Genomic DNA, 21,657 nt, shown 5'->3' with positions numbered 1-21,657 from the left:
GGCGGGGTGGGTCCGGTTGAGGGGGTGTGAGCGGCATGGATGCCGCGACCAAGCCCCCATGGATGGGTTTACGGCGTCCCCCTCAACCGGACCCACCCGGCCATCCCACGACATGCCCGCTTTGACGTTGCCGTTTATTCGGCCGGTGCAGGGCGCCGCCCTGCCGCCACGTTCATTCCGCGATCAGCACCAGGCCATCGGGGAAGACGATCGCGGCTTCATCGGCGCTGAGATCGAAGAAGCCCACGCCGTGCTGTTCGGCCAGGTCCTGCACGCGGCCATGCGCGCGCTCGGCCACCGAGTAGGCGAAGGCACCGTAGATCACCTGGCGGCCGATGCTGTAATCAGTCACTTCGGGGCGGTCGTCATCATCGTTGCTCAGAGGGCCGTTCATCGGCGGGAACTCCCGCGCCATGTCCGCAAACCAGGCCTGCAGCGCCGGGCTGCTGACCGCCGGGTCGTCGTACTCGTGGTTCTCGCCCCATTGAGCCTGCTTCTCGAACCAGGCGATGAAGGCCGCCGCCTCGCGTGGCGCCGCGCTGGCCTCGAAGACCATCATGTCGTAACTCATTGAACCGTCCTGTTATCGGGGCGAAAGGCCGCCGGGCATGGCCCGGCGCTACCGGGTAGCGATGGTAGCGCCGGGCCATGCCCGGCGGATCGCCTTACATGGACGGCGCGCCGGCGTCCGCCACGCCCGGTGCCAGCGCCTTGGCTTCGGGGAACAATGCGAAGCGCACCCCGACCAGGCCCATCAGCGCTTCATCGCGCGCCTTGCAGGCGGCCACGCTGCCCACGCGGCCCAGCGAGGCATCCAAGCGCTCGCGCAGCGCTTCGCTGGCCGCGATCGGTCGACGTGCCGCCACCTGGCGCCGGTAGTGCGCGGCCAGTTCTTCCAGGATGTGTTCCACCGCTTCGCGGCTGCGTTCCGGCAGTTCCAGCCGGGCCCGGCGCAGCTGCAGGATGTTCAGGCCGATGCGCGCCTCGTTGAGCATGTCCACCGAGGCGATGTCGCTGCCTTCCGGCGTTGCCGCCAGGCGCGGCGCCAGCAGGCCCAGCAGATCCAGCATGCGCGCGGCGAAGCGCTGGCGGTCCTGCTGCCCGCGTCCTTCAGCCGCTTCGGCCAGCGTGGTCCAGCCCTGCCGCACCAGCCGGCGCGCGGTCCATTCGGCACCCACCGAACGGAACAGGCGGGTCATCACCACCGCAAAACCAATGCCGATGAACATCGCGATGGACGAGTTGAGGAAGCTCTGGATGTTGGCGCTGTAGGTGTTCTGCAGGCTCAGCAGCGCCGCCAGGTTCACCGTCAGCGGCAGTGCGAACAGCGCGCTCTTGGGGTGGTGCAGCAGCAGGCCCAGCGGCAGGAACGCCACCGCCAGCACCAGCGCCAGCAGGCCGAAGTCATGCACGGCAGGGAACACGCCGAACAGGTACACGCCGGCCACCAGCGAAGCGACGATGGCCCAGACCAGGAATGAGACCATGCTCGGCGCGGGGTCATCCTGCGCGGCGAAGAACGCGGCCGTCACCGCCGCCATCATCGCGCCGTTGCCACCGCCCTCCCAGCCCAGGCCAATCCACAGCACGCAGTAGCTCATCAGGGCCACGCCGGCGCTGAGCGCGGAGAACAGCGCCATGCCGTAGTCCACGTGCTTGTCGGTGGCCACGCGCTCGGTGCGGATGCGGTAGTGCGCGCGGTCCAGCGGTGCGGTGCCGTGGTCGATGGCGTGCTGCAGGGTGCGGCAGTCCTGCCACAGGTCCACCAGCTCCTCTAGGCGCAGCAGCAGGCTGGCCAGCTGCAGGTGCTGCAGGTCGCGGTCCACCTGCGGCTTCAGGGCGCTGATGCGGGCGTGCAGGCGCGCGTAGTCGCTGGCGCTGGCAGGGGTGTCGATCCACGCGCGGATATCGTCCACCAGTTCCGGCAGGCCCTGCGGCAGTACCTGGCCGTGGCTGCGCAACGCGCTCAAGCGGTCGGCAATGGACGACAGCACCGGCAGCAACAGCAGCATGCGCTCACGCAGCCGTTCCATCGAAACGGCGGAGCCGGCATGGCGTGGATCGTCGCGGCGCAGGAACTCGATCAGGGCCTCGAACTGCACCAGATCGGCGGCCAGCCGGTTGCGCGGTGCATGCGCGCGGCCGCGCTCCAGGATCTGCCGGCACCACTGCGCGGCGTCCTCCATCCAGTTGTTGATGCGCCCGCGCAGCATCGGCCGCACCGAGGCGGGGAACAGCAGCGAAGCGAACAACACCGCCACCACCGTGCCGAGGATAATCTCCTCACTGCGCGCCACCACCGTGTCGAAGATGGTTTCCGGTGAGGTGACGGCCGGGAAGCCGATGAAGGCGGTGGTGTAGCCGGCCAGCAGGAACGCATAGCCGCGTGGGCCACGGTTGAGCAGGGCCAGGAACAGGCAGGCGGCCAGCCATAGCGACATCGCCGCGCTCAGCACCATCGGCGTTTCCACCAGCGCCGGCAGTACCAGCAGGGTGGCCAGGCCGGCCACCAACGTACCGACAATGCGGTACACGCCCTTGGCCCGGGTCGGGCCCAGCAGCGGCTGGCTGACGATGTACACCGTGCCCATCGCCCAGTACGGGCGGGACAGGTTGCCGGCCATGGCGATGTACAGCGCCGCGATCGCGGCCAGGTAGGTCTTGATCGAAAACAGCCAGGCCTGGCGGTCGGTCAGTCCGTCCATCGCTTACTTCGCCGGGGCCTGTGCGGTGGCGGGGGCAACCGTGGTCTGCCAGCCGCCGCCCAGCACCAGGAACAGATGGATCTGGTCGCGCGACACCTGCGCTTCGGCGGCCGCCAGGGTGGCATCGCTGGTGGCCAGGCTGCGGTCGGCATCCAGGCTGGACAGGTACGGCGTGCGCCCACCCTGGTACAGCCGGCGGTTCTGCTCGGCAGCCAGTGCAGCCTGCTGTTGCGCTTCGCGCAGTGACTGCAGGCGGCGCAGGTCCTGTGCATAGCGGTCCAGTGCGGTCTGGGTCTCGCGCAGGGCCTGCAGCACCGCATGGTCGAACTCGGCCAGGGCGGCATCGGCACCGGCTTCGGCGGCGTGGATGCGCGCATGCGTAGCCGAAGACGGCAGCGTCCAGGAGATCAGCGGGCCGATCGACCACTGCTGGGTCATCGGCGTGCCGAAGTCCTCCAGCAGGCCGGCCGCGCCCAGCGAGGCGCCCAGGCGGATGTCCGGGTACAGCTCGGCCGTGGCCACGCCGATGCGCGCCGTGGCCGAGGCCAGCTTGCGTTCGGCCTGGCGGATATCGGGGCGGCGCTGCAGCAGGGCGCGGCCATCACCCACCGGCAGCGGCTGCGCCAGGCGCGGCGCATCGGCGCAGTCGATCACTCCGGCAGGCAGCTGGCCAGGGGTCTGGCCCAGCAGGGCGGCCAGCGAATAGGCCGCGGCCGATCGCTGTGCGCGCAGCGGCGGCAGCGCGGCCTCCAGCAGGGCGACCTGGGCGTTGGCGCGGGCCAGCTCCGGCGGCGTGCCACGGCCGGCATTGATCAGCCGCTGGGTGACCGAACGGCTGCGCTGCTGCAGCTGCAGCGAATGCTCGGCCACGTGCAGTTCGTGGTTGGCGTGGCAGATTTCCAGGTAGCTGTCGGCCACTTCGGCCACCACGCTCACCTGGGCCAGGTCGCGCGCGGCGGCCACCGATTGTTCGTCGGCGTGTGCCGCTTCGGCACCGCGCTTGAGCTTGCCGAACAGATCGAACTGGTAGCTGACGGCGAACTTGCCGTCGGCCAGGTTGATCACCGGCAGTTCGTGTTCCTGCAGGAACGACTCGGCTGACAACTGTGCCCGGCTGATGCCCGCCTCGGCCTCGTACTCGAAGCCACCGGCATCCATCGCCTGCTCGTACACGGCGGCGGCACGGCGCAGGTGCGCATCGGCCGCCTTCAGCTCGACGTTGTCACGCAGCGCCTGGGCGATCAGCCCGTCCAGCACCGGGTCGTTGTACAGCGACCACCAGCGGTCGGGCAGCACCTGGTTGGCGGCCACGTCCGGGTTCTGGGTGTCGATGAAGGCCGCATTGGCCTGCGGGCGCTTGAACGCCGAGCCTTCCGGCAGGGCGTAATCCGGGCCCACGGTCTTGCAGGCCGCCAGGCTGGCCAGGGCGACGATCAGGCCGAGACGGGGCAGGGTGGTGTTCACAGGCCCGCCTGTGTCGGCGTGGCGCCGGCCTTGTCTGCGTGCTTGCTGTGGGTGTCGACGGTCACCGTTGCGGTACGGCCGGAGATCAGCTGCACGCCTTCGGGGACCTCGTCGATGGCGATGCGCACCGGGATGCGCTGCGCCAGCCGCACCCAGTCGAAGGCCGGGGTCACGTTCGGCAGCAGGCTGCTGCCGTTGCTGCGGTAACGATCTTCGATGCCGGCGGCGATGCTTTCCACGTGGCCGGTCAGCGCGACGTCCTCGCCCATCAGGCGGATGTCCACGCGCTGGCCCGGGGCCACGCCGCGCAGGCGGGTTTCCTCGAAATAGCCATCGATGCGGAACGAACCGGTATCCAGCAGCGCCAGCACCGGCTTGCCGGCCACCACGTAGTCGCCCACGCGCATGGTGCGGTCGTTCACCCGGCCATCGGCCGGGGCGCGAACTTCGGTGCGGGCCAGGTTCAACTCGGCCAGATCCACGGCGGCTTGAGCGGTGGCCAATGCGGCCTGCGCGGCCTGCAGCTTGGCCCGGCGCACTTCGGCGTCTTCGGCGGCCACCAGGTCCTGCAGGCTGCGGTCGCGGCCGATCTCGCGGCGCAGCTGGGCCACCGAGGCCTGGCGTTCGGCCAGGCTGGCGCGGGCCTGTTCCAGGGCGATGCGGTAGCGCGCGCGGTCGACCACGAACAGCAGATCGCCCTTCTTCACGGCCTGGTTGTCGGCCACGTCCACGGCCTCCACCAGCCCGGAGACATCCGGCGCCACCTGCACCACGTCGGCACCTACGTGGGCATCGCGGGTCCACGGCTCATCCATGTAATAGACCCAGAGCTGGCGAAGCACCAGCAGGGCGACGATCACGGCGGCACCGGTGAGCAGCACCGGCAGGGTCTTTTTCACGATCTTGTTCACGATTGCATCCAACGCAGAAGGTGGAACAGCGCACCCAGCACGATGCCGTACAGGGCCAGGTTGAACAGTGGCGGGTGCCAGACATGGCGATAGGCGCCGGTACGCTGCAGCAGCGCGTGCAGGCCGCTGTTGACCAGGTAGGCCAGCAGCATCAGCCCGAGCAGGGTCGGGACGAACACTCCGTGGAGACTGAATTCACCGGGCATCGGTAGGGGGCGGTAGTAGGGAAGGGGGGGGAGGAGCAACAACAACAACGCGACAACGCCGCTGGCGCGTCCACGGCAGCGGCGCACGCAGGGGCAGTGCGGGCTTACGTGATGCGGTCGGCGGCCTCGCCCAGCAGGCGCCATGCCTTCAGCACAGCGTGCAGTTCATCCATGGTCAGTTCGCCGAATACGTCCTGGCGCAGGCCGATCAACTGTTCTTCCAGCTCGCGCACCAGGGTCTGGCCCTCATCGGTCAGCCACAGCAGGTTGGCGCGGCGGTCGCTGGCATCGCTTTCGCGGCGGACCAGATCGCTGGCGCACAGCTTGTCCAGCAGGCGCACCAGTGAGGGACCTTCCATGCCCAGTTGCTGGGCCAGCGCCACCTGGCGGATGCCACCGCCGGAGCGGCCGATCATCAGCAGGGGCATGGTGCAGGCGGTGGAGATGCCGTAGCTGCCCAACCGGCTGTCTGCCAGGCGCTGCCACTGCCGCCCTGCGTACAGCAGGCCGGAGCTGAGCTGCATCTGCAGCCGGGTGCGCTCGTCGAGGGGTCGGTCCATAAGAGATAGATAGGATACTACTAATTTCATTCCTATCAATAGGTTTTGCTGAATGGGTGGGTGTGTTGAGGAAAGCGTTGCGCCTGCCTGGCGTCGGGTGGGGCAGCGGGGGCCGGACGGTGCAGGACCAGCCGTAAACCCGTCCTTGGGGGCTCGGCCGCGGCATCCATGCCGCGGACGGTCCTGGCCCATCCGGTCCTGCGCCACCCATCCATCACCCCGCGAGCGCGGTGGGTTGGCTCTTTAGAAGCGGTAGAGCCGGGCTATGCCCGGCGAGCGCGGCCCGGCGTCCGCAGCCATGAACCCCAGCTTCTGACCCCGCTTTCGGGCGGTCCGGCCGCGCCCGCAGGAAACCGTCAGGGAGTTGCGGGGGAGGGCTGGCAGGACCGCAGGCGCCATGGATGGCGCCTACGAGCCTACAGGGACGTACTTGCGGCGTGTCCTGCCTGCCCTCCCCCGCAACTCCAGACCGATAGCAAACAAGGCGCCGGAAAGACCCCCGATGAACCGTCCCCACAGGACGACCCACCCCCCGGTCGGGTACGATGCTCGCCCCCCGTTCGGGACGCTGTACGCAATGAGCAAGAACAACGAAAAGGCCGCCCCGCAGGGCGATGTGACCCAGGACCAGGCCGAGGATGCGGTGCGCACCCTGCTGCGCTGGGCCGGCGAGGACCCGTCCCGTGAAGGCCTGCTGGATACCCCCCGCCGCGTGGCCGAGGCCTATGGCGACTGGTTCAGCGGTTACCGCGACGACCCGCGCGCCTATATGGAACGCACCTTCGAGGAAGTCGCCGGCTACGACGAACTGATCGTGCTGCGCGACATCGAATACGAAAGCCACTGCGAACACCACATGGCGCCGATCATCGGCCGCGTGCACGTCGGCTACCTGCCGGCCGGCAAGGTGGTGGGCATCAGCAAGCTGGCCCGCGTGGTCGAAGCCTACGCCCGCCGCTTCCAGGTGCAGGAAAAGATGACCGCGCAGATCGCCCAGTGCATCCAGGACGTGCTGCAGCCGATCGGCGTGGGCGTGGTCGTCGAAGGCGCCCATGAATGCATGACCACCCGTGGCATCCACAAGCGCGGCGTCAGCATGGTCACCTCCAAGATGCTGGGCAGCTTCCGCGACGACGCGCGTACCCGCGCCGAGTTCCTGCGCTTCATCGAAGTGGGCAGCAAGCGCTGAGCCGCTTGCCTGCGCCCCGCCGGCCCGCCGTGGCCGGCCGCGCCCGCGCGGCCGCATTGCCTGCGGCTGCCTTCCGCACCCCGCCAACCTGATCACTGTCGCTGCATGAAGCACCGCGAACGCATCTCCCGTTACCGCACCCTGCGCGAACAGCCGCAGTGGAAGCTGCTGGCTGCCGACCATGCTCCGGAAATCATCGGCCTGTTGCAGGGCCTGCTGATGGACGGCGAGCGCACGCTGCCCTCGGCGGTGCTGCACGAACGCCTGCAGCGCGCCCTGGACCAGCTCAACAGCGATGAACTGTCGCGCGACCTGCCGCGTACCGCGCAGGCCTACATCGCGCACTGGCTCGCCCAGGGCTGGCTGGAGCGCCGCCTGCCTGAGGGCGCCGACCAGGAACAGTACGAACTGTCCACCCCCGCGCTGCAGGCCATCCGTTTCGCCGACAGCCTGGAACAGGCCCGCGTGGCCGCCACCGAAAGCCGTCTGGCGCTGGTGATCGAACAGCTCTCGCAGCTGGCCGCACAGACCGAATCGGACCCGGACGCACGCCTGTCTGCGCTGCGCGACGAGCGCGACCGCATCGATGCGGAGATCGCCCGCGTCAGCGCCGGCCGGGTGATTGCCCTGGACGGCAAGCGCGCGCTGGAACGCACGCGCCAGATCATCGGCCTGGCCGACGAGCTGACCGAAGACTTCCGCCGCGTGCGTGATGACTTCGAGCAGCTCAACCGCGATTTCCGCGAGCGCATCATCGACGACGAAGGCGAGCGCGGCGACGTGCTGTCGCAGCTGTTCGAAGGCGTGGACGTGATCGGCGAAAGCGATGCCGGCCGCAGCTTCCAGGCCTTCTGGCGCCTGCTCAACGATGCCGAACAGAGCGCCCAGCTCGATGCCGCGCTGGAAGCGGTGCTGGCGCGTGGCTTTGCCCGCCGCCTGGACCGCAACGAACGCAACTTCCTGCGCAGCTTCACCAGCACCATGCTCGAGCGTGGCGGCCAGGTGCACGACGTGCTGCAGAATTTCGCGCGCAGCCTGCGCGGTTTCGTGCAGAGCCGTGGCTACCTGGAACAGCGCCGCTTGAACCAGCTGCTGAAGCAGGCCCAGTCCGAAGCGCTGGCACTGCGCGACGAGTTCCCGGCCCAGCGCGGCATCGGTCGCGACCTGCAGCTGACCACCAGCCGCCTGCGCTCGTGGTCGCAGTGGAAGCTGCACGATCCGCGCAGCGCGCAGGTCGATGGCAACGTTGAATACAACGATGCGGCCAGCATCAGCCTGGAAAGCGTGGGCGACCTGGTGGCCTCGTCGGAAATCGACTTCCGCACCCTGCGCCGTGACCTGCACGATCTGCTGGACGCGCAGCCGCGCCTGAGCATTGCCCAGGCGCTCTCGCAGCGCGAAGCACCGCAGGGCCTGGGCAGTGTCATCGGCTACCTGTCGCTGGGCACGCGTTTTGGCAACGTAGTGGCTGGCGAGCAGGAGCTTGCGCAATGGCGCGGCGGCGACGGCCAGGTACGCCGCGCACGTATTCCGCTGGTTTGGTTCACCCAGGAGAGACGCCATGAGCTGGCATGAAGACCCCATCGAAGCAGCGGCGGACGAGCTGGTCGAAGACGCCTACGAAGCCGAACCGGCACCGGTGGCCTCGCCGCCGCGCCGCGGCAACGATGTCTATTACATGGGCGACACCGGTCGCCTGCCGCTGGATGCGCGCCGCGCACTGTGCCAGCTGCTGATCGGCCCCAGCATCGACCAGCTGCGCCACGCCAAGCTGTGGCCGGCGCTGATCCGCAGCGAAGCCGGCATCCGCTCGGCGCTGGCCGATCTGTTCCTGGAACTGGTGCTGGACCGCGACAGCGGCGTGGCGTTCACCCGCCAGGCCGACACCGAAGACGTGGATGCGCCGGTGCTGCTGCGTACCTCGCCGCTGACCTTCATCGATTCGGTGCTGCTGTTGTTCCTGCGCCAGCAGCTGGCCGAGGCCGACGCGCGCGGCAACCGCGCCGTGGTCGCCGATGCCGAGATGGCCGAAGCACTGGCCATCTATGAAAAGAACCTGTCCACCGACCGCGCCGGCTTCAACCGCCGCGTGGCGTCGGCCGTGCAGAAGATGAAGGACAACCACATCCTGACCCGCCTGAGCGGCCAGGAAGACCGCCACGAAGTCTCGCCGGCGCTGAAGCTGCTGTTCTCCGCCGAAGACGTGTCCCAGCTTTCGGCGGTCTACCGCCAGCTGCGCGAAACCCCGGCCGCCGAGGCCTGAGAGACCCGACCACCGCATGGCCATTTCCAAGCACACTCCCGCCCTGTTCAACGACGGCCTGCCCGACCCGCGCCTGCAGCAGTTCCGCATGCGCCGCCTGCAGGTGCACAACTGGGGCACCTTCAACGGCCTGACCGAAGTGCCGATCGCCGAGCGTGGCTTCCTGTTCGTCGGCCGTTCCGGCTCGGGCAAGTCCACCCTGCTCGATGCGATGTCCGCGCTGCTTACGCCGCCGGCCATCGTCGACTTCAACGCCGCCGCCCGCGAAGCCGAGCGCAGTGGCCGCGACCGCAACCTGGTGTCGTATGTGCGCGGCGCCTGGGCCGACCAGCAGGACAGCGGCACCGGCGAAATCGCCACCCAGTACCTGCGCAAGGGCGCCACCTGGACCGCCCTGGTGCTGGAATACCGCGCCGGTGATGGCCGCGTGGTCAGCCTGGTGCGCCTGCTGTGGATCTCCGGCAACGGCACCTCGGCCGGCGATGTGCGCAAGCACTACATGATCGCCGAGCGCCCGTTCGACATCGCCAAGGATCTGGGCGGCTTCGACCTGGACCTGCGCAAGCTGAAGCAGAAGCTGGCCGACGTCCACCATTTCGACACGTTCTCCGGCTATGCAGAGCGCTTCCGCGACCTGCTGGGCATCGACAACGAGATGGCGCTGCGCCTGCTGCACAAGACCCAGTCGGCCAAGAACCTGGGCGACCTGAACGTCTTCCTGCGCGACTTCATGCTTGATACGCCGCGCACCTTCGATGCGGCCGAGCGCCTGGTCAGCGATTTCGCCGAACTCGATGGCGCGCACCAGGCCGTGGTGACCGCGCGTCGCCAGGTGGAAACCCTGCTGCCGGCGCGCGCCCACTACAACGACCTGAAGGAGATGTCGCGCCAGCGTGGCGACGACGAAGCCCTCAAGCTGGGCATCGACAGTTTCCGCGAAAGCCGCCGCCAGCTGCTGATCGAAGCGCGCCTGCGCGAGATGGACGTGCGCGACCGCGGCCTGCTGGGCGAGGAATCGCAGCGGCGTGCCGCGCTGGACAACCACACCGAGCGCCTGGCCGAACTGGAACTGCAGCGCCGCCAGCAGGGCGGCGAACGCATCGAGGAACTGGAACGCGAGCAGGGCCGCGCCGAAGCCGAGCGCGACCGTCGCCTGGCCAAGTACAACCAGGCCCGCGAGGCTGCGCAGAAGCTGCAGGCCGAACTGCCCGACGATGCGCACGGCTTTGCCGAGCTGGTCGCGCAGGCGCAGACCGAACTGCAGGACCGCCAGCGTGCGTCCAGCGCGCTGGACGATGCAATCAGCGACCGCCTGGGCGGCAAGCGTGATGACGAGCGCCGCTTCAGCGAAGTGCGTGGCGAACTGGAGGCGATGCAGCGCACACCCTCCAACATTCCCGCGCCCATGCAGAAGCTGCGCGCGCGCCTGGCCGAAGAGACCGGCATTTCCGAAGCCGCACTGCCGTTCGTGGGCGAACTGATCCAGGTGCGTTCGGACGAACAGGCCTGGCAGGGTGCCATCGAGCGCGTGCTGGGCGGCTTCGCCCTGTCGCTGCTGGTCGATGACAAGCACTACAACGACGTGGCCGAATGGGTGAACCGCACCCACCTGGGCATGCGTTTCACGTACTACCGCGTGCGCCGCAACGACGAGGCCTTCGCCCGCGAGCCGTCCGGCCGTTCGCTGCTGCACAAGCTGGAACTGCGCGACCACGTGTTCGAAAGCTGGTTGCGCCGCGAGCTGGGCAAGCGCTTCGACTACGAATGCGTGGATGCCAAGCAGCTGCGCAACGTCGATCGCGGCATCACCCGCGAAGGCCAGGTCAAGCACCCGGGCGACCGTTTCGAGAAGGATGACCGCAGCGCGGTGGGTGACCGCCGGCGCTGGATCCTGGGCTTCAACAACCACGACAAGGTCGGTGCGTTCGAGAAGGAAGCGCAGGAACTGGCCAAGCGCATCGCTGGCTGCGAGACCGACATCGCGCGCCTGCGTGGCCAGCGTGACCGCGACAACGAACGCCGCCTGGCCTGCCATGAACTGGTGGGCATCAGCTGGAACGAGATCGACATCGCCGCCCCGCAGCAGCGCGTGGCCGACATCGAAGCCAGCTTGCGCGACCTGCGCGAAGGCAATGCCGACCTGGCCCGCCTGGCGCAGCAGATCGATGCGGTGCGCGCCGATATCGAACAGGCCCGCCGCACCTACGAAGACACCCGCGTGGAGCGTGGCCAGCTGGTGCGCGAGCGCGACCGTCTGGACCGCGCACGGCAGCAGAGCCGTGCGCTGGTGCTGCCGGCGCTGGCCCAGAAGCAGGAAGCCGGGCTGGCTGAACGCCTGCAGGAGCAGGGCCCGCTCAGCCTGGAAACCCTGGAAGCGCACATGCGCCAAGTCAGCAACGCGCTGAACGAGCAGTTGTCGTCCTCGCAACAGGACGTCAACCGCGTCGAAAACCTGCTGCTGGGCTGCTTCCGCCGCTTCATCCAGCAGTGGCCGGAAGAATCGGGTGACTTCACCGTCTCGGTGGCGTCGGCCGATGATTTCCTGGCACGTCTGGAACGCCTGGAGCGCGACGGTCTGCCCCAGCACGAAGAGCGCTTCTTCGACCTGCTGCAGAACCAGAGCAAGAACAACCTGCTGGCCCTGCAGCGGCACAGCGCCGAGGCCCGCAAGTCGATCGGCCAGCGCCTGGACGAAGTGAACGCCAGCCTGGAACAGGTGCCGTTCAACCGCGGCACCCTGCTGACCATCGAACTGAGCGATCGCCGTCTGCCGGAAGTGGGCGAGTTCCACCAGCAGCTGCGTGAAGTGCTGTCGCAGCAGCAGACCGAACAGCGCGAAGTGGCCGAATCGCAGTTCACCGTGCTGCGCCAGCTGGTGAACCGGCTGGGTTCGCAGGAAGGCGAGGACAAGCGCTGGCGCGAACTGGTGCTGGACGTGCGCATGCACGTGGAATTCATCGGCGTGGAACTGGATGCCGAAACCCGCCAGCAGGTGGAAATCTACCGCAGCGGCGCCGGCAAATCCGGCGGCCAGCGGCAGAAGCTGGCCACCACCTGCCTGGCCGCAGCGCTGCGCTACCAGTTGGGCGGCGCCGACAGCCAGCTGCCCAGCTATGCCGCCGTGGTGCTCGACGAAGCCTTCGACAAGGCCGACAACGAGTTCACCGCGTTGGCCATGAACATCTTCGACAACTTCGGTTTCCAGATGGTGGTGGCCACCCCGCTGAAATCGGTGATGACGCTGGAGCCGTTCATTGGCGGCGCCTGCTTCGTCGAAATCAGTGGCCGCCACGATTCAGGCGTGCTGCTGATCGAGTACGACGAAGAAGGCAAGCGCCTGAAGCTGCCCGAGCGCAGCCGCCAGCAGGCCAGCGAACCGGAAGAAGCCGACGCCTGATGGGTAGCGCCGGGCCACGCCCGGCGGCCCTCTACCGCGGAAACAGCGTGCCAACCAAGGTTGGCACCTGTCGTGTCATCGCTTCGCGCTCACGCGCCGCGGAACGTGTCCCACGCCATCCGCGCGATCAACACCACCACCAGGCCCACGAACAGCTTGCGGATGAAGGGCGTGCCGCCCTTCAATGCCAGCCGCGTGCCCACCACCGAACCGATGATGTTCGCCGCCGCCATCGGCAGCGCGAACAGCCACAGGATGTTGCCGGTGGGAATGAAGAACGAGATCGCGGCCACGTTGGTGGCCAGATTCACCACCTTCGATGCGGCCGAGGCGCGCAGGAAGTCCAGGCCGAAGAAGCGCACGAACAGGAAGATCAGGAAGCTGCCCGTGCCCGGCCCGAAGAAGCCGTCGTAGAAGCCGATGGCCGCGCCGATGGCCAGCGCGATCGCCAGCTCGCGGCGGCCGATCTCCTGCGGCCGGTGCAGGGCGCCGAAGTCCTTCTTCCACAGCGTGTAGCCCAGCATCGCCACCAGCAGCACCAGCACCAGCGGACGCACCGCGTCCTTGGGCAACAGGCTGACCGCGGTGGCACCGGCAAAGGAGAACACGAAGGCCGTGGCGGCCGCGAACAGCACCGGCTTCCACGGGAAACGCACGTTGCGCGCATAGCGCCAGGCGGCCGCACCGGTGCCGAACATCGAGCTGAACTTGTTGGTGCCAAACAGCATAGCCGGGGTCTGCTGCGGCAGCACCGTGAACAGGCCGGGCAGCTGCACCAGTCCGCCGCCGCCCACGGCCGCATCGACCAGGCCGGCAATGAAGGCGATCAGCACCAGCCACCACAGTTCGGGGGGAATCAGCTCCAGCACGGCCATCAACCACAGCAGCAGGGCGCGACAGCATACGCCCATTGCCGATGGAAGCCTGCGCCGGCCCGCGCGACAATACCGGCATGAAACCCAGCCCTGCCGAAACCTGCCCCTGCGGCCTGGCCGCGCCCTACGCCGCGTGCTGCGGCCGCTACCATGCCGGTGAAGCCGCGCCCGATGCCGAGCGCCTGATGCGGTCGCGCTACAGCGCCTACGTCCGCCAGCAGGCCGATTACCTGCGCCAGACCTGGCACCCCGATACCCGCCCGGCCGAGCTGTCGCTGGACGATGCGCCCGGCCAGCGCACCCACTGGCTGGGCCTGACCGTGCACGAACACACCGTCACCGGCGCCGACACCGCCGAGGTGCGCTTCACCGCCCGCTACCGCATCGGCGGCGGCAGCGCGGTGAAAATGACCGAGCACAGCCGTTTCCAGCGCATCGACGGCCGCTGGTACTACCTCGACGCGGTCTGAGGCTCAGCCGGCGCGGACGGCCAGCACACGCTGGCCGCCATGCGCGCAGACCCGGTTGCGGCCCTCTTCCTTGGCGGCATACAGGGCCTGGTCGGCTGCCTTCACCACGCCGGCCGGGCGCGGGTCCACCCGGCTGTCGGCCAGGCCGATGCTCACCGTCACCTGCACCACGGCACCGGCGCCACCGCGGCCGCGCTGCTGCTGCCCGGCGGTGTCGTCACGGCTGCGGGTGCGGCGGTCGCGCAACTGCATGCGGCTGTCCTGGATGCTCTGCCGCAGTGTCTCCACCGCTTCGACACAGGCCTGGGCAGGCCGGTCCAGGAACACCACCGCGAATTCCTCGCCACCGTAGCGGAAGGCCCGGCCGCCATCGCCCACCCGGGCCAGCCGCGAAGCCACCAGCTTCAGCACGTCATCGCCGGTGTCGTGGCCATGGGTATCGTTGAACTTCTTGAAGTGGTCCACATCGACCATGGCGATGCTGTAGGTGCCGGCCGCGCGCCGCAGCGTTTCGTTGAAGGCGCGGCGCCCGGGCAGCCCGGTCAGCTCATCGCGGAACGCCATGTGGAAGGATTCCTGCAGGGTTGCGCCCAGCAACAGCAGCAACGCCGCCACGCTCAGCGCCGGCAGCAGTGCCGGTTGCAGGTAGATGCGCGGCAGCATCCACCACAGGCACAGCAGCGCCAGCAGCATGGCCGTGTGCAGCGGCCGCGGCCGCCGCCATGCCTGCCAGCCCAGCGCCAGCGTGGCCAGCAGGAACAGCAGCGCCGGCAGCTGCGCCAGCGCGTTCCAGTCGCGCGGCACCCATTCGAAATGGCGGTTGGACAGCAGGTCGTGCATGCCCTGCGGCTGTTGCGCGGCCAGCAGGATGAAGATGGCCAGCACGGTGCCGCTGGCGATCGCGCGCAGCAGCAGGTCCTGGCGGCGTCGCCCGCGCTCGGGCCACAGCGCGTGGGTAGCGAACAGCAGCGGCAGCCAGGCAGAAATGGCGTGGAAGCGCAGCGGTGTCAGCGCACTCACCCGACCCTGCCGCAGGTAGTGCGCCACGTCCGGGTGCAGCACGCTGAATACCGCCGCCGCCACCAGCAACAGGCACAGGGTGCGCACCTGGTTGTACATCAGCGCCAGTCCGGCGCCCAGGCAGGCCAGCAACCATGGCAGCACGCGCTGCCCGGCACGGGCCACGTCCTCGTTGCCCAGGGTGGCCCACAGCACCAGCGCAACCAGCAGGGCGGGCAGCACGAACAGGTAATGCGCAGGCTGGCGGAGCGGATGATCGGACAAGCGTGGTTCCTGCGCGGTCACGAAGCGGCCGCGGCAAAGCCGTTAGCGGCGCTGCCGCGCGCTTCTTGAATACGCAGCCTGTGAAAGCGGTGCTGGCACGCCATGACGTGGCGCTCACCCACGACGGTCGAAGCTGGTCCCATGCACAGCGCACCTGCCGCCGTCGCTGCCGCGCAGCGTGATCTTGCCCGCCAGTTCGCCCGTATCCGCGGGAGAAGCCTGCAGCTGGCCGCGCCGCTCAGCGCCGAAGACGCAATGCTGCAGAGCATGGACGATGCAAGCCCCAGCAAATGGCACCTGGCCCACACCACCTGGTTCTTCGAACGTTTCGTGCTGGCCAGCCTGCCGGGCCATGCGTGCTGGGATCCCGCCTGGGATTTCCTGTTCAACAGTTACTACAAGTCCCTGGGGCCCGCCCATGCGCGCCCCCGGCGCGGGCTCTTGTCACGGCCCTCGCTGCAGCAGGTCCGGGACTATCGCCAGCACGTGGACGAACAGGTGCTGGCACGCCTGCTCGATGGCGATCTCGGCGAGCACGCCCTGCAGCACCTGCAGCTGGGCCTGCAGCACGAACAGCAGCACCAGGAACTGCTGCTGACCGACATCAAGCACGCGTTCTGGTGCAATCCACTGCAGCCGCCCTACGATGCGTCGCTGGCGGCCGTGGCCAGCGTGCAGACGGCGCAGGCCTGGATCGAACGCGAGGAAAGCATCGTGGGCATCGGCGCAGCGCCCTGGCCACGGCAGGCCGCTTTTGCCTACGACAACGAATCGCCGCCGCACCGGGTGCTGCTGCCCGCCCATGCGCTGGCCGACCGTCCCGTCAGCAACGCCGAATTCCGCGCCTTCATCGAGGCCGGCGGCTATCGCGAGCCGCAACTGTGGCTGAGCGAAGGCTGGGCGCTGTGCGAAAGCGAGGGCTGGCAGCACCCGCTGTACTGGCACGACGATCTGCAGCAGGAGTACACGCTTGGCGGCTGGCGCGCGCTCGACCCGCATGCACCGGTCTGCCATCTCAGCTATTACGAAGCCGATGCCTGTGCCCGCTGGCATGGCGCACGCCTGCCCACCGAATTCGAATGGGAAGCTGCGGCGGCGTCGCAGCCACCGGTCGGCCACTTCGCCGACGATGACCGCCTGCATCCGTACGCGGGGCAGGGCAGCGGCCTGCGCCAGCTGTTCGGCGATGTGTGGGAATGGACCAGCAGCGCCTACGGCGCCTATCCCGGCTTCCGTCCCTTCGCCGGCAACCTGGGCGAATACAACGGCAAGTTCATGTGTGGGCAGTGGGTACTGCGCGGCGGCAGCTGCGCCACCCCGCGCGGCCATGTGCGTGCCAGTTACCGCAACTTCTTCATGCCACCGGCGCGTTGGCAGTTTTCCGGCCTGCGCCTGGCCAAGGATCTTCCATGAGTACCGTACAGGACGCGCTGCAGGCGCTGACCGATCTAACCCCCGGCCGCCAGCAGCTGCTGGCCGATGCCGTGGCCGGCCTCTCGCGGGCGCAGCGACAGCTGCCGTCGAAGTACTTCTACGATGCGCACGGCTCGCGTCTGTTCGAACGCATCACCCACACCCCCGAGTACTACCCCACGCGCACCGAACTGGCGCTGCTGGACCTGGTGCTGCCGGACATCGCGCGGCGGGTGGGCCCGCACGCGCACGTGGTCGAACTGGGCAGTGGCAGTGGCCGCAAGACCGCACGCCTGCTGGATGCACTGCACCAGCCGGTGGCCTATACCCCCATCGAGATCTCGCGCGCGGCCCTGCTGTCCAGCATCGAGCTGCTCGCCCCCGCCTTGCCGCACGTGGAAATGCTGCCGGTCTGCGCCGATTTCACCCGCCCGGTGCAGGTGCCGCTGCCGACCCGCCCGGCGGCGCGGCGGCTGGTGTTCTTTCCCGGCTCGACGTTGGGCAACTTTGCCGGCGATGATGCGATCGCCCTGCTGCGCGCCATGCGCCAGACCATGGGCGCGGACGGCCTGGCACTGATCGGCATCGATCTGCACAAGGACCCGGCGTTGATCGAAGCCGCCTACAACGACGCCGACGGCATCACCGCCGCCTTCACCCTGAACCTGCTGACCCGCCTGAACCGCGAAGTCGGCAGTGACTTCGATCTGCAGGGTTTCCGCCACCGGGCGCGCTACAGCACCGCCCGCCTGCGCATCGAGACCGATCTGGTCAGCCAGTACGAACAGGACGTGCATCTGGATGGCCGCACGTTCCACTTCCAGACCGGTGAACCCATCCGGGTCGAGTACAGCCACAAGTACACCGATGCCAGTTTCGACCACCTGCTGCAGCAGGCGGGTCTGGAAGTCGTTGCCCACTGGAATGCATCCGACCCGGCGTACGGCCTGCGCCTGCTGCGCGCCAGCGCCCAGTGACGGCAGCGCCGGGCGCTGGCCGCCGGCGGCGCGTTACCATGGCCAGGTAACGGCAACACGGAGGACGCCATGCCCTTGATGACCACGCTCGGCCTGGCCGCCGCCCTGGCCACACCTGCGCCGCAGCCCGCTGCGCCCGCCACCGATCCGGCGTTTGCTGCCTGCATGCAGCAGCTGCAGGTCAGCGCGGGTCGCCAGGGCATCGCCGCCGATCGCTTCAGCGCGCTCACCGCGGGCCTGCAGCCCGACCCCAGCGTGCTGCCACTGCTGGACGCGCAACCGGAATTCACCACGCCCATCTGGGATTATCTGGCCGCCCTGGTCGATCGCCAGCGGGTGGACGACGGCCGCGCGCGCCTGCAGCAGTACCGTGACCTGCTGCAGAAGATTTCGGCGCAGTACGGCGTGGATGCCGCCACGATCGTCGCGGTCTGGGGCGTGGAAAGTGACTACGGCCGCGTGTTCGGCAAGCGGCCGCTGCTGCAGTCGCTGGCCACGCTGTCCTGTGCGGGCCGTCGCCAACCGTTCTTCCGTGGTGAACTGCTGGCGCTGCTCAAGCTGATCGACCAGGGCGATCTGCAGGCCCAGGGCCTGACCGGTTCATGGGCAGGCGCCTTCGGCCATACCCAGTTCATGCCCAGTACCTATGCGCGCATTGCCGTGGATGGCGATGGCGACGGTCGCCGCGATCTGGTCGGCAGTATTCCCGATGCGCTGGCGTCCACCGCGAACTATCTGCAGCGGGCAGGCTGGCGCACCGGCGAACCGTGGGGCATCGAGGTCCGCGTCCCCGAGGGGTTCAAGGCCGCGCAGGCCGGTCGCACCCAGCGCCGCCCGCTGGCGGACTGGCGCGCGGCAGGCGTCACCGCACTGGATGGCAGCGCACTGGCCCCGGCAGGCCTGCCCGCCGATGCGCGTGCGGCCCTGCTGCTGCCAGCCGGGGTGAAAGGGCCGGCGCTGCTGGTGTTCCGCAACTACGATGCGATCTACAGCTACAACGCGGCCGAGAGCTACGCGCTGGCCATCGCCACCCTGGCCGATCGCCTGCGTGGCGGGACCGGCCTGGTCACCGCCTGGCCCACCGATGATCCCGGCCTGGGCCGCGATGAACGCCGCCAGCTGCAGACCCTGTTGTTGGCACGGGGGCACGACATCGGCAGCGCCGATGGCATGATCGGTACCGCCAGCCGCCGCGCCATCCAGAGCGAACAGCGCCGGCTGGGCTGGGCCACCGCCGATGGCCGCGCCGGGCAACGTATCCTGCGTGCCCTGCAGGCCGAGCCGCGCACCCCGACGGTGCCCAGTCGCTTCAGTCTTCCCGCCAACTACAGCGCCGCGCAGTCGCCGGCCCTACGGAGTCGTTCCAGCGTGCAACAGATCCAGGGTGTCAGCAGTGGCCAGTTCCAGGGACTCGATGCCTGGCTGGTGGAAACCCCCTTCGCGACGGCGGCCATCAGCGTGTTCGGTGGTCAGCTGCTGTCGTTCATCCCGAAGGGCCAGACCGACGTGATGTGGCTGTCGCCGCAGCGTGCGGCGCTGCCCACGCCCATCCGTGGCGGCAGCCCGGTCTGCTGGCCGTACTTCGGGCGGCAAGGGCAGGGCAACGACGTGCCCGCGCATGGTTTCGTGCGCACCCTGCCATGGGAACTGCAGCAGGCGCGGCGGCTGGACGATGGCAGCATCGAACTGACCCTGGTGCCACCGGCGCTGCAGGATCTGGGCCTGCACCTGTCCATGACCGTGCGCGTGGGGCGCGAGCTGCGCCAGCAACTGGTTACCGAGAACACCGGCAGCACGCCGGTCAGCTTCACCCAGGCACTGCACAACTACTTCCGCGTGGGCGATGCCACCCGCGTGGAGGTGGATGGCGTGGACGGCGCGGATTACCAGGACAAGTTCGAGAACTATGCCCAGACCCGCCGCCAGCAAGGGCCCTGGTCGCTGCGTGACCCGCGCGATCCCGGCCGTAGCGATCGCATCTACAGCCCGGCCGGCGGGCGTTACGTGCTGCGCGACCCGGTGCTGAAGCGCCGCATCCAGCTGGCGACCGAGGGCAGCCGCTCGCTGGTGGCGTGGAATCCCGGTGCCGAAGCGGCCGCGAAGATGGCCGACGTGGGAGAGGGCTGGCGCGAGTATGTGTGCCTGGAAGCGGCCAACGCCGGCCCGGACGTGGTGACCGTGGCGCCCAAGGGCCGCCACGTGCTGGTGCAGACGTTGTCGGTGTCGCAGCTGTAAGCGCCGTCCCCGAGGTCCGTTGCCGGGCGGTCCGGTAACGGCCGATCCCGTTCAAGGGGTGCGGCGCGGCCGCAGCACCAGCAGGCACAGCGCACCGGCCACCAGCCCCCAGAACGCCGAGCCAATGCCGGCAAGGGTGACGCCCGAAGCGGTGACCAGGAACGTGACCAGCGCGGCTTCGCGGTCGCGCTCCACCGCCAGCGCACTGGCCAGGCTGTTGCCGATGGTGCCGAACAGGGCGATGCCGGCCACGCAGGCCACCAGCTCGCGGGGGAAGGCGGCAAACAGGGCGGCCACCGTCGCGCCGAACAGCCCGATGACGATATAGAACGCACCGGCGGCCATGGCCGCGGTATAGCGCCGGGCCGGGTTCTCGTGCGCATCGCGGCCCATGCAGATGGCCGCGGTGATGGCAGCCAGGTTCAGGGCATAGGCACCGAAGGGGGCCAGCAGCGTGTTGACCACCCCGATCCAGCCGATCAGCGGGGACACCGGTGCCTGGTAGCCCGAGGCGCGCATCACCGCCACCCCGGGAATGTTCTGCGATGCCATGGTGACCATGAACAAGGGCAGGGCGATCCCGGCCACCGCCGACCAGGACAGGGAAGGGGTGACCCACTGCGGGGTGGCCAACTGCAGGTGTACCGCCTGCGCATGCAGCAGGCCACGACTGGCAGCCAGCGCAATGCCCACCAGCAGCGTGGCGATCACCGCATAGCGCGGGAACAGCCGGCGCCCGGCCAGCCAGGTGCCGAACATGGCCAGGGCCAGCACTACCTGGGTGTTCATCGCCACGAACACATCCAACCCGAAGCGCAGCAGCACGCCCGCCAGCATGCCGGCGGCCAGCGCCATCGGCACCCGCTGCATCAACCGGGCGAAGACCCCGGAGAAGCCCGCCACCATGCCCAGCGCGGCGGCCAGCAGGAAGGCGCCGGTGGCTTCAGAGAGCGAAGCCCCGCCTGCGCCCACCACCAGCATCGCTGCACCGGGGGTCGACCATGCGGTCACCACCGGTACCCGGTAGCGCAGTGACAGGCCGATGCAGGTCACGCCCATGCCCAGACCCAGTGCCCACATCCACGAGGCGATCTGCGCATGGTCGGCACCGACCGCCTGCGCGGCCTGGAACACGATCACCGCAGAGCTGGCAAATCCCACCAGCACTGTAATGAAGCCTGCCACCACGGCAGGGAAGGAGAGATCGCGCCACCAGGGCGAGTGCGGCGATGCAGCCGGTGCGGTGTGTTCGGTATCCATCCCTGCATACATAGCGTCAGTGGCGCGGTGTGCGCAACGCGAGCGCACTGCTGTCATCAGGGTGAAAGAAAAGGGTTGACGAATCCTGCAGGATCTCTAGAATTCGCTCCCTTGCTGCAGCGCGCCACTTCCTCGGAAACGGCACGCGACCAGCAACGCCACCACCGCCGGACGAGATGATCGAACGAAGGTGTTGACGGACTGAAAAAGTCCGGCATAATAGGCGGCTCGCAACGACGAAAGGCCCTCGGGTCCAACGACGAAGCGGCATCGGCAACAACGTCCACCCCGGTGAGACGGCCTTGAAAAAAGGTGTTGACGAAGCGGAAAAGCCGGCTATAATGGGCGGCTCGCTACGAAGGAAACTTCGCAGCACACGGGAACGGCGCTGAGGCCACTTCCCCTGATCTTTGAAAGTATGCGCAGGTATCTTGTGAAGGCGCCTGCA

The 21,657-nt window shown here is 68.6% G+C and carries 17 protein-coding genes; 8 read left to right on the top strand and 9 right to left on the bottom strand.

The window, feature by feature from the left end:
• Positions 1 to 172: 172 nt before the first annotated feature.
• From G4G00_RS20930 to G4G00_RS20905, 6 genes are all read right to left on the bottom strand, one after another.
• Positions 173 to 571 carry a hypothetical protein gene (locus tag G4G00_RS20930; protein ID WP_164276318.1) on the bottom strand — a complete coding sequence of 133 codons (399 nt, stop codon included), beginning with the start codon at positions 569 to 571 and terminating at the stop codon, positions 173 to 175.
• A gap of 94 nt (positions 572 to 665) precedes the next feature.
• Positions 666 to 2,705, bottom strand: a complete 2,040-nt coding sequence (locus G4G00_RS20925; RefSeq protein ID WP_164276315.1) for an FUSC family protein — start codon at positions 2,703 to 2,705, stop codon at positions 666 to 668.
• A gap of 3 nt (positions 2,706 to 2,708) precedes the next feature.
• Entirely contained in the window at positions 2,709 to 4,169 is a 1,461-nt protein-coding gene (locus G4G00_RS20920; protein ID WP_164276312.1) for an efflux transporter outer membrane subunit, read from the bottom strand.
• Entirely contained in the window at positions 4,166 to 5,080 is a 915-nt protein-coding gene (locus G4G00_RS20915; protein ID WP_164276309.1) for an HlyD family secretion protein, read from the bottom strand. The genes G4G00_RS20920 and G4G00_RS20915 overlap by 4 nt, the downstream gene beginning before the upstream one ends.
• Positions 5,077 to 5,286 (bottom strand): DUF1656 domain-containing protein, encoded by a 210-nt coding sequence (locus G4G00_RS20910; RefSeq protein ID WP_164276343.1) that lies wholly within the window; start codon positions 5,284 to 5,286, stop codon positions 5,077 to 5,079. The genes G4G00_RS20915 and G4G00_RS20910 overlap by 4 nt, the downstream gene beginning before the upstream one ends.
• A 104-nt stretch (positions 5,287 to 5,390) precedes the next feature.
• A complete protein-coding gene (locus G4G00_RS20905) occupies positions 5,391 to 5,846 on the bottom strand; it encodes a MarR family transcriptional regulator (RefSeq protein ID WP_108751397.1) in 456 nt (151 codons plus the stop codon).
• 577 nt (positions 5,847 to 6,423) lie between these two features.
• Between G4G00_RS20905 and folE the strand changes: the two genes are divergently transcribed.
• From folE to G4G00_RS20885, 4 genes are all read left to right on the top strand, one after another.
• On the top strand, positions 6,424 to 7,035 hold the full coding sequence (gene folE, locus G4G00_RS20900) for a GTP cyclohydrolase I FolE (RefSeq protein WP_108754646.1): 612 nt from the start codon (positions 6,424 to 6,426) through the stop codon (positions 7,033 to 7,035).
• Positions 7,036 to 7,140: 105 nt separating this feature from the next.
• Positions 7,141 to 8,610, top strand: a complete 1,470-nt coding sequence (locus tag G4G00_RS20895) for a DUF3375 domain-containing protein (protein WP_108751395.1) — start codon at positions 7,141 to 7,143, stop codon at positions 8,608 to 8,610.
• Positions 8,597 to 9,298, top strand: coding sequence for a DUF4194 domain-containing protein (locus G4G00_RS20890; RefSeq protein ID WP_108763268.1), 702 nt, complete (start codon positions 8,597 to 8,599; stop codon positions 9,296 to 9,298). Before G4G00_RS20895 ends, G4G00_RS20890 begins: the two co-directional genes overlap by 14 nt.
• A 16-nt stretch (positions 9,299 to 9,314) precedes the next feature.
• Positions 9,315 to 12,695 (top strand): SbcC/MukB-like Walker B domain-containing protein, encoded by a 3,381-nt coding sequence (locus tag G4G00_RS20885; protein WP_164276306.1) that lies wholly within the window; start codon positions 9,315 to 9,317, stop codon positions 12,693 to 12,695.
• 89 nt (positions 12,696 to 12,784) lie between these two features.
• On the opposite strand, the gene G4G00_RS20880 is transcribed toward G4G00_RS20885, so the two are convergent.
• The gene (locus G4G00_RS20880) at positions 12,785 to 13,564 is read right to left on the bottom strand and encodes a sulfite exporter TauE/SafE family protein (protein ID WP_108751672.1); all 780 of its coding nucleotides are present in this window, start codon (positions 13,562 to 13,564) and stop codon (positions 12,785 to 12,787) included.
• A gap of 83 nt (positions 13,565 to 13,647) precedes the next feature.
• Between G4G00_RS20880 and G4G00_RS20875 the strand changes: the two genes are divergently transcribed.
• Positions 13,648 to 14,040 (top strand): YchJ family metal-binding protein, encoded by a 393-nt coding sequence (locus G4G00_RS20875; protein ID WP_164276303.1) that lies wholly within the window; start codon positions 13,648 to 13,650, stop codon positions 14,038 to 14,040.
• 3 nt (positions 14,041 to 14,043) lie between these two features.
• Here the strand turns inward: G4G00_RS20875 and G4G00_RS20870 are convergent, their stop codons facing one another.
• A complete protein-coding gene (locus tag G4G00_RS20870; protein ID WP_108754643.1) occupies positions 14,044 to 15,324 on the bottom strand; it encodes a GGDEF domain-containing protein in 1,281 nt (426 codons plus the stop codon).
• A 141-nt stretch (positions 15,325 to 15,465) separates the two neighbouring features.
• On the opposite strand from G4G00_RS20870, the gene egtB reads away from it, so the two are divergent.
• The 3 genes from egtB to G4G00_RS20855 all read left to right on the top strand — a co-directional run bounded on the left by egtB (position 15,466) and on the right by G4G00_RS20855 (position 19,949).
• On the top strand, positions 15,466 to 16,737 hold the full coding sequence (gene egtB, locus G4G00_RS20865) for an ergothioneine biosynthesis protein EgtB (protein WP_108754642.1): 1,272 nt from the start codon (positions 15,466 to 15,468) through the stop codon (positions 16,735 to 16,737).
• Positions 16,734 to 17,714 (top strand): L-histidine N(alpha)-methyltransferase, encoded by a 981-nt coding sequence (gene egtD, locus G4G00_RS20860; protein WP_164276299.1) that lies wholly within the window; start codon positions 16,734 to 16,736, stop codon positions 17,712 to 17,714. Before egtB ends, egtD begins: the two co-directional genes overlap by 4 nt.
• 78 nt (positions 17,715 to 17,792) lie before the next feature.
• Positions 17,793 to 19,949 (top strand): lytic murein transglycosylase, encoded by a 2,157-nt coding sequence (locus tag G4G00_RS20855; protein WP_240336201.1) that lies wholly within the window; start codon positions 17,793 to 17,795, stop codon positions 19,947 to 19,949.
• A 51-nt stretch (positions 19,950 to 20,000) separates the two neighbouring features.
• Here G4G00_RS20855 and G4G00_RS20850 read toward each other — a convergent pair whose 3' ends face one another.
• On the bottom strand, positions 20,001 to 21,209 hold the full coding sequence (locus G4G00_RS20850) for a benzoate/H(+) symporter BenE family transporter (protein ID WP_164276293.1): 1,209 nt from the start codon (positions 21,207 to 21,209) through the stop codon (positions 20,001 to 20,003).
• Positions 21,210 to 21,657 lie beyond the last annotated feature (448 nt).

The sequence above is a fragment of the Stenotrophomonas sp. B1-1 genome, from assembly GCF_010894375.1.
Lineage (GTDB): Bacteria > Pseudomonadota > Gammaproteobacteria > Xanthomonadales > Xanthomonadaceae > Stenotrophomonas.
This window is presented reverse-complemented; position numbering and strand designations above follow the sequence as displayed.

Bases quoted from the DNA above. Each gene is read 5' to 3' on its own strand.
- G4G00_RS20930 (WP_164276318.1), bottom strand. From the start codon at position 571: ATGAGTTACGACATGATGGTCTTCGAGGCCAGCGCGGCGCCACGCGAG.
- G4G00_RS20925 (WP_164276315.1), bottom strand. From the start codon at position 2,705: ATGGACGGACTGACCGACCGCCAGGCCTGGCTGTTTTCGATCAAGACC.
- G4G00_RS20910 (WP_164276343.1), bottom strand. From the start codon at position 5,286: ATGCCCGGTGAATTCAGTCTCCACGGAGTGTTCGTCCCGACCCTGCTC.
- G4G00_RS20905 (WP_108751397.1), bottom strand. From the start codon at position 5,846: ATGGACCGACCCCTCGACGAGCGCACCCGGCTGCAGATGCAGCTCAGC.
- folE (WP_108754646.1), top strand. From the start codon at position 6,424: ATGAGCAAGAACAACGAAAAGGCCGCCCCGCAGGGCGATGTGACCCAG.
- G4G00_RS20895 (WP_108751395.1), top strand. From the start codon at position 7,141: ATGAAGCACCGCGAACGCATCTCCCGTTACCGCACCCTGCGCGAACAG.
- G4G00_RS20890 (WP_108763268.1), top strand. From the start codon at position 8,597: ATGAGCTGGCATGAAGACCCCATCGAAGCAGCGGCGGACGAGCTGGTC.
- G4G00_RS20885 (WP_164276306.1), top strand. From the start codon at position 9,315: ATGGCCATTTCCAAGCACACTCCCGCCCTGTTCAACGACGGCCTGCCC.
- G4G00_RS20875 (WP_164276303.1), top strand. From the start codon at position 13,648: ATGAAACCCAGCCCTGCCGAAACCTGCCCCTGCGGCCTGGCCGCGCCC.
- egtB (WP_108754642.1), top strand. From the start codon at position 15,466: ATGCACAGCGCACCTGCCGCCGTCGCTGCCGCGCAGCGTGATCTTGCC.
- egtD (WP_164276299.1), top strand. From the start codon at position 16,734: ATGAGTACCGTACAGGACGCGCTGCAGGCGCTGACCGATCTAACCCCC.
- G4G00_RS20855 (WP_240336201.1), top strand. From the start codon at position 17,793: ATGACCACGCTCGGCCTGGCCGCCGCCCTGGCCACACCTGCGCCGCAG.
- G4G00_RS20850 (WP_164276293.1), bottom strand. From the start codon at position 21,209: ATGGATACCGAACACACCGCACCGGCTGCATCGCCGCACTCGCCCTGG.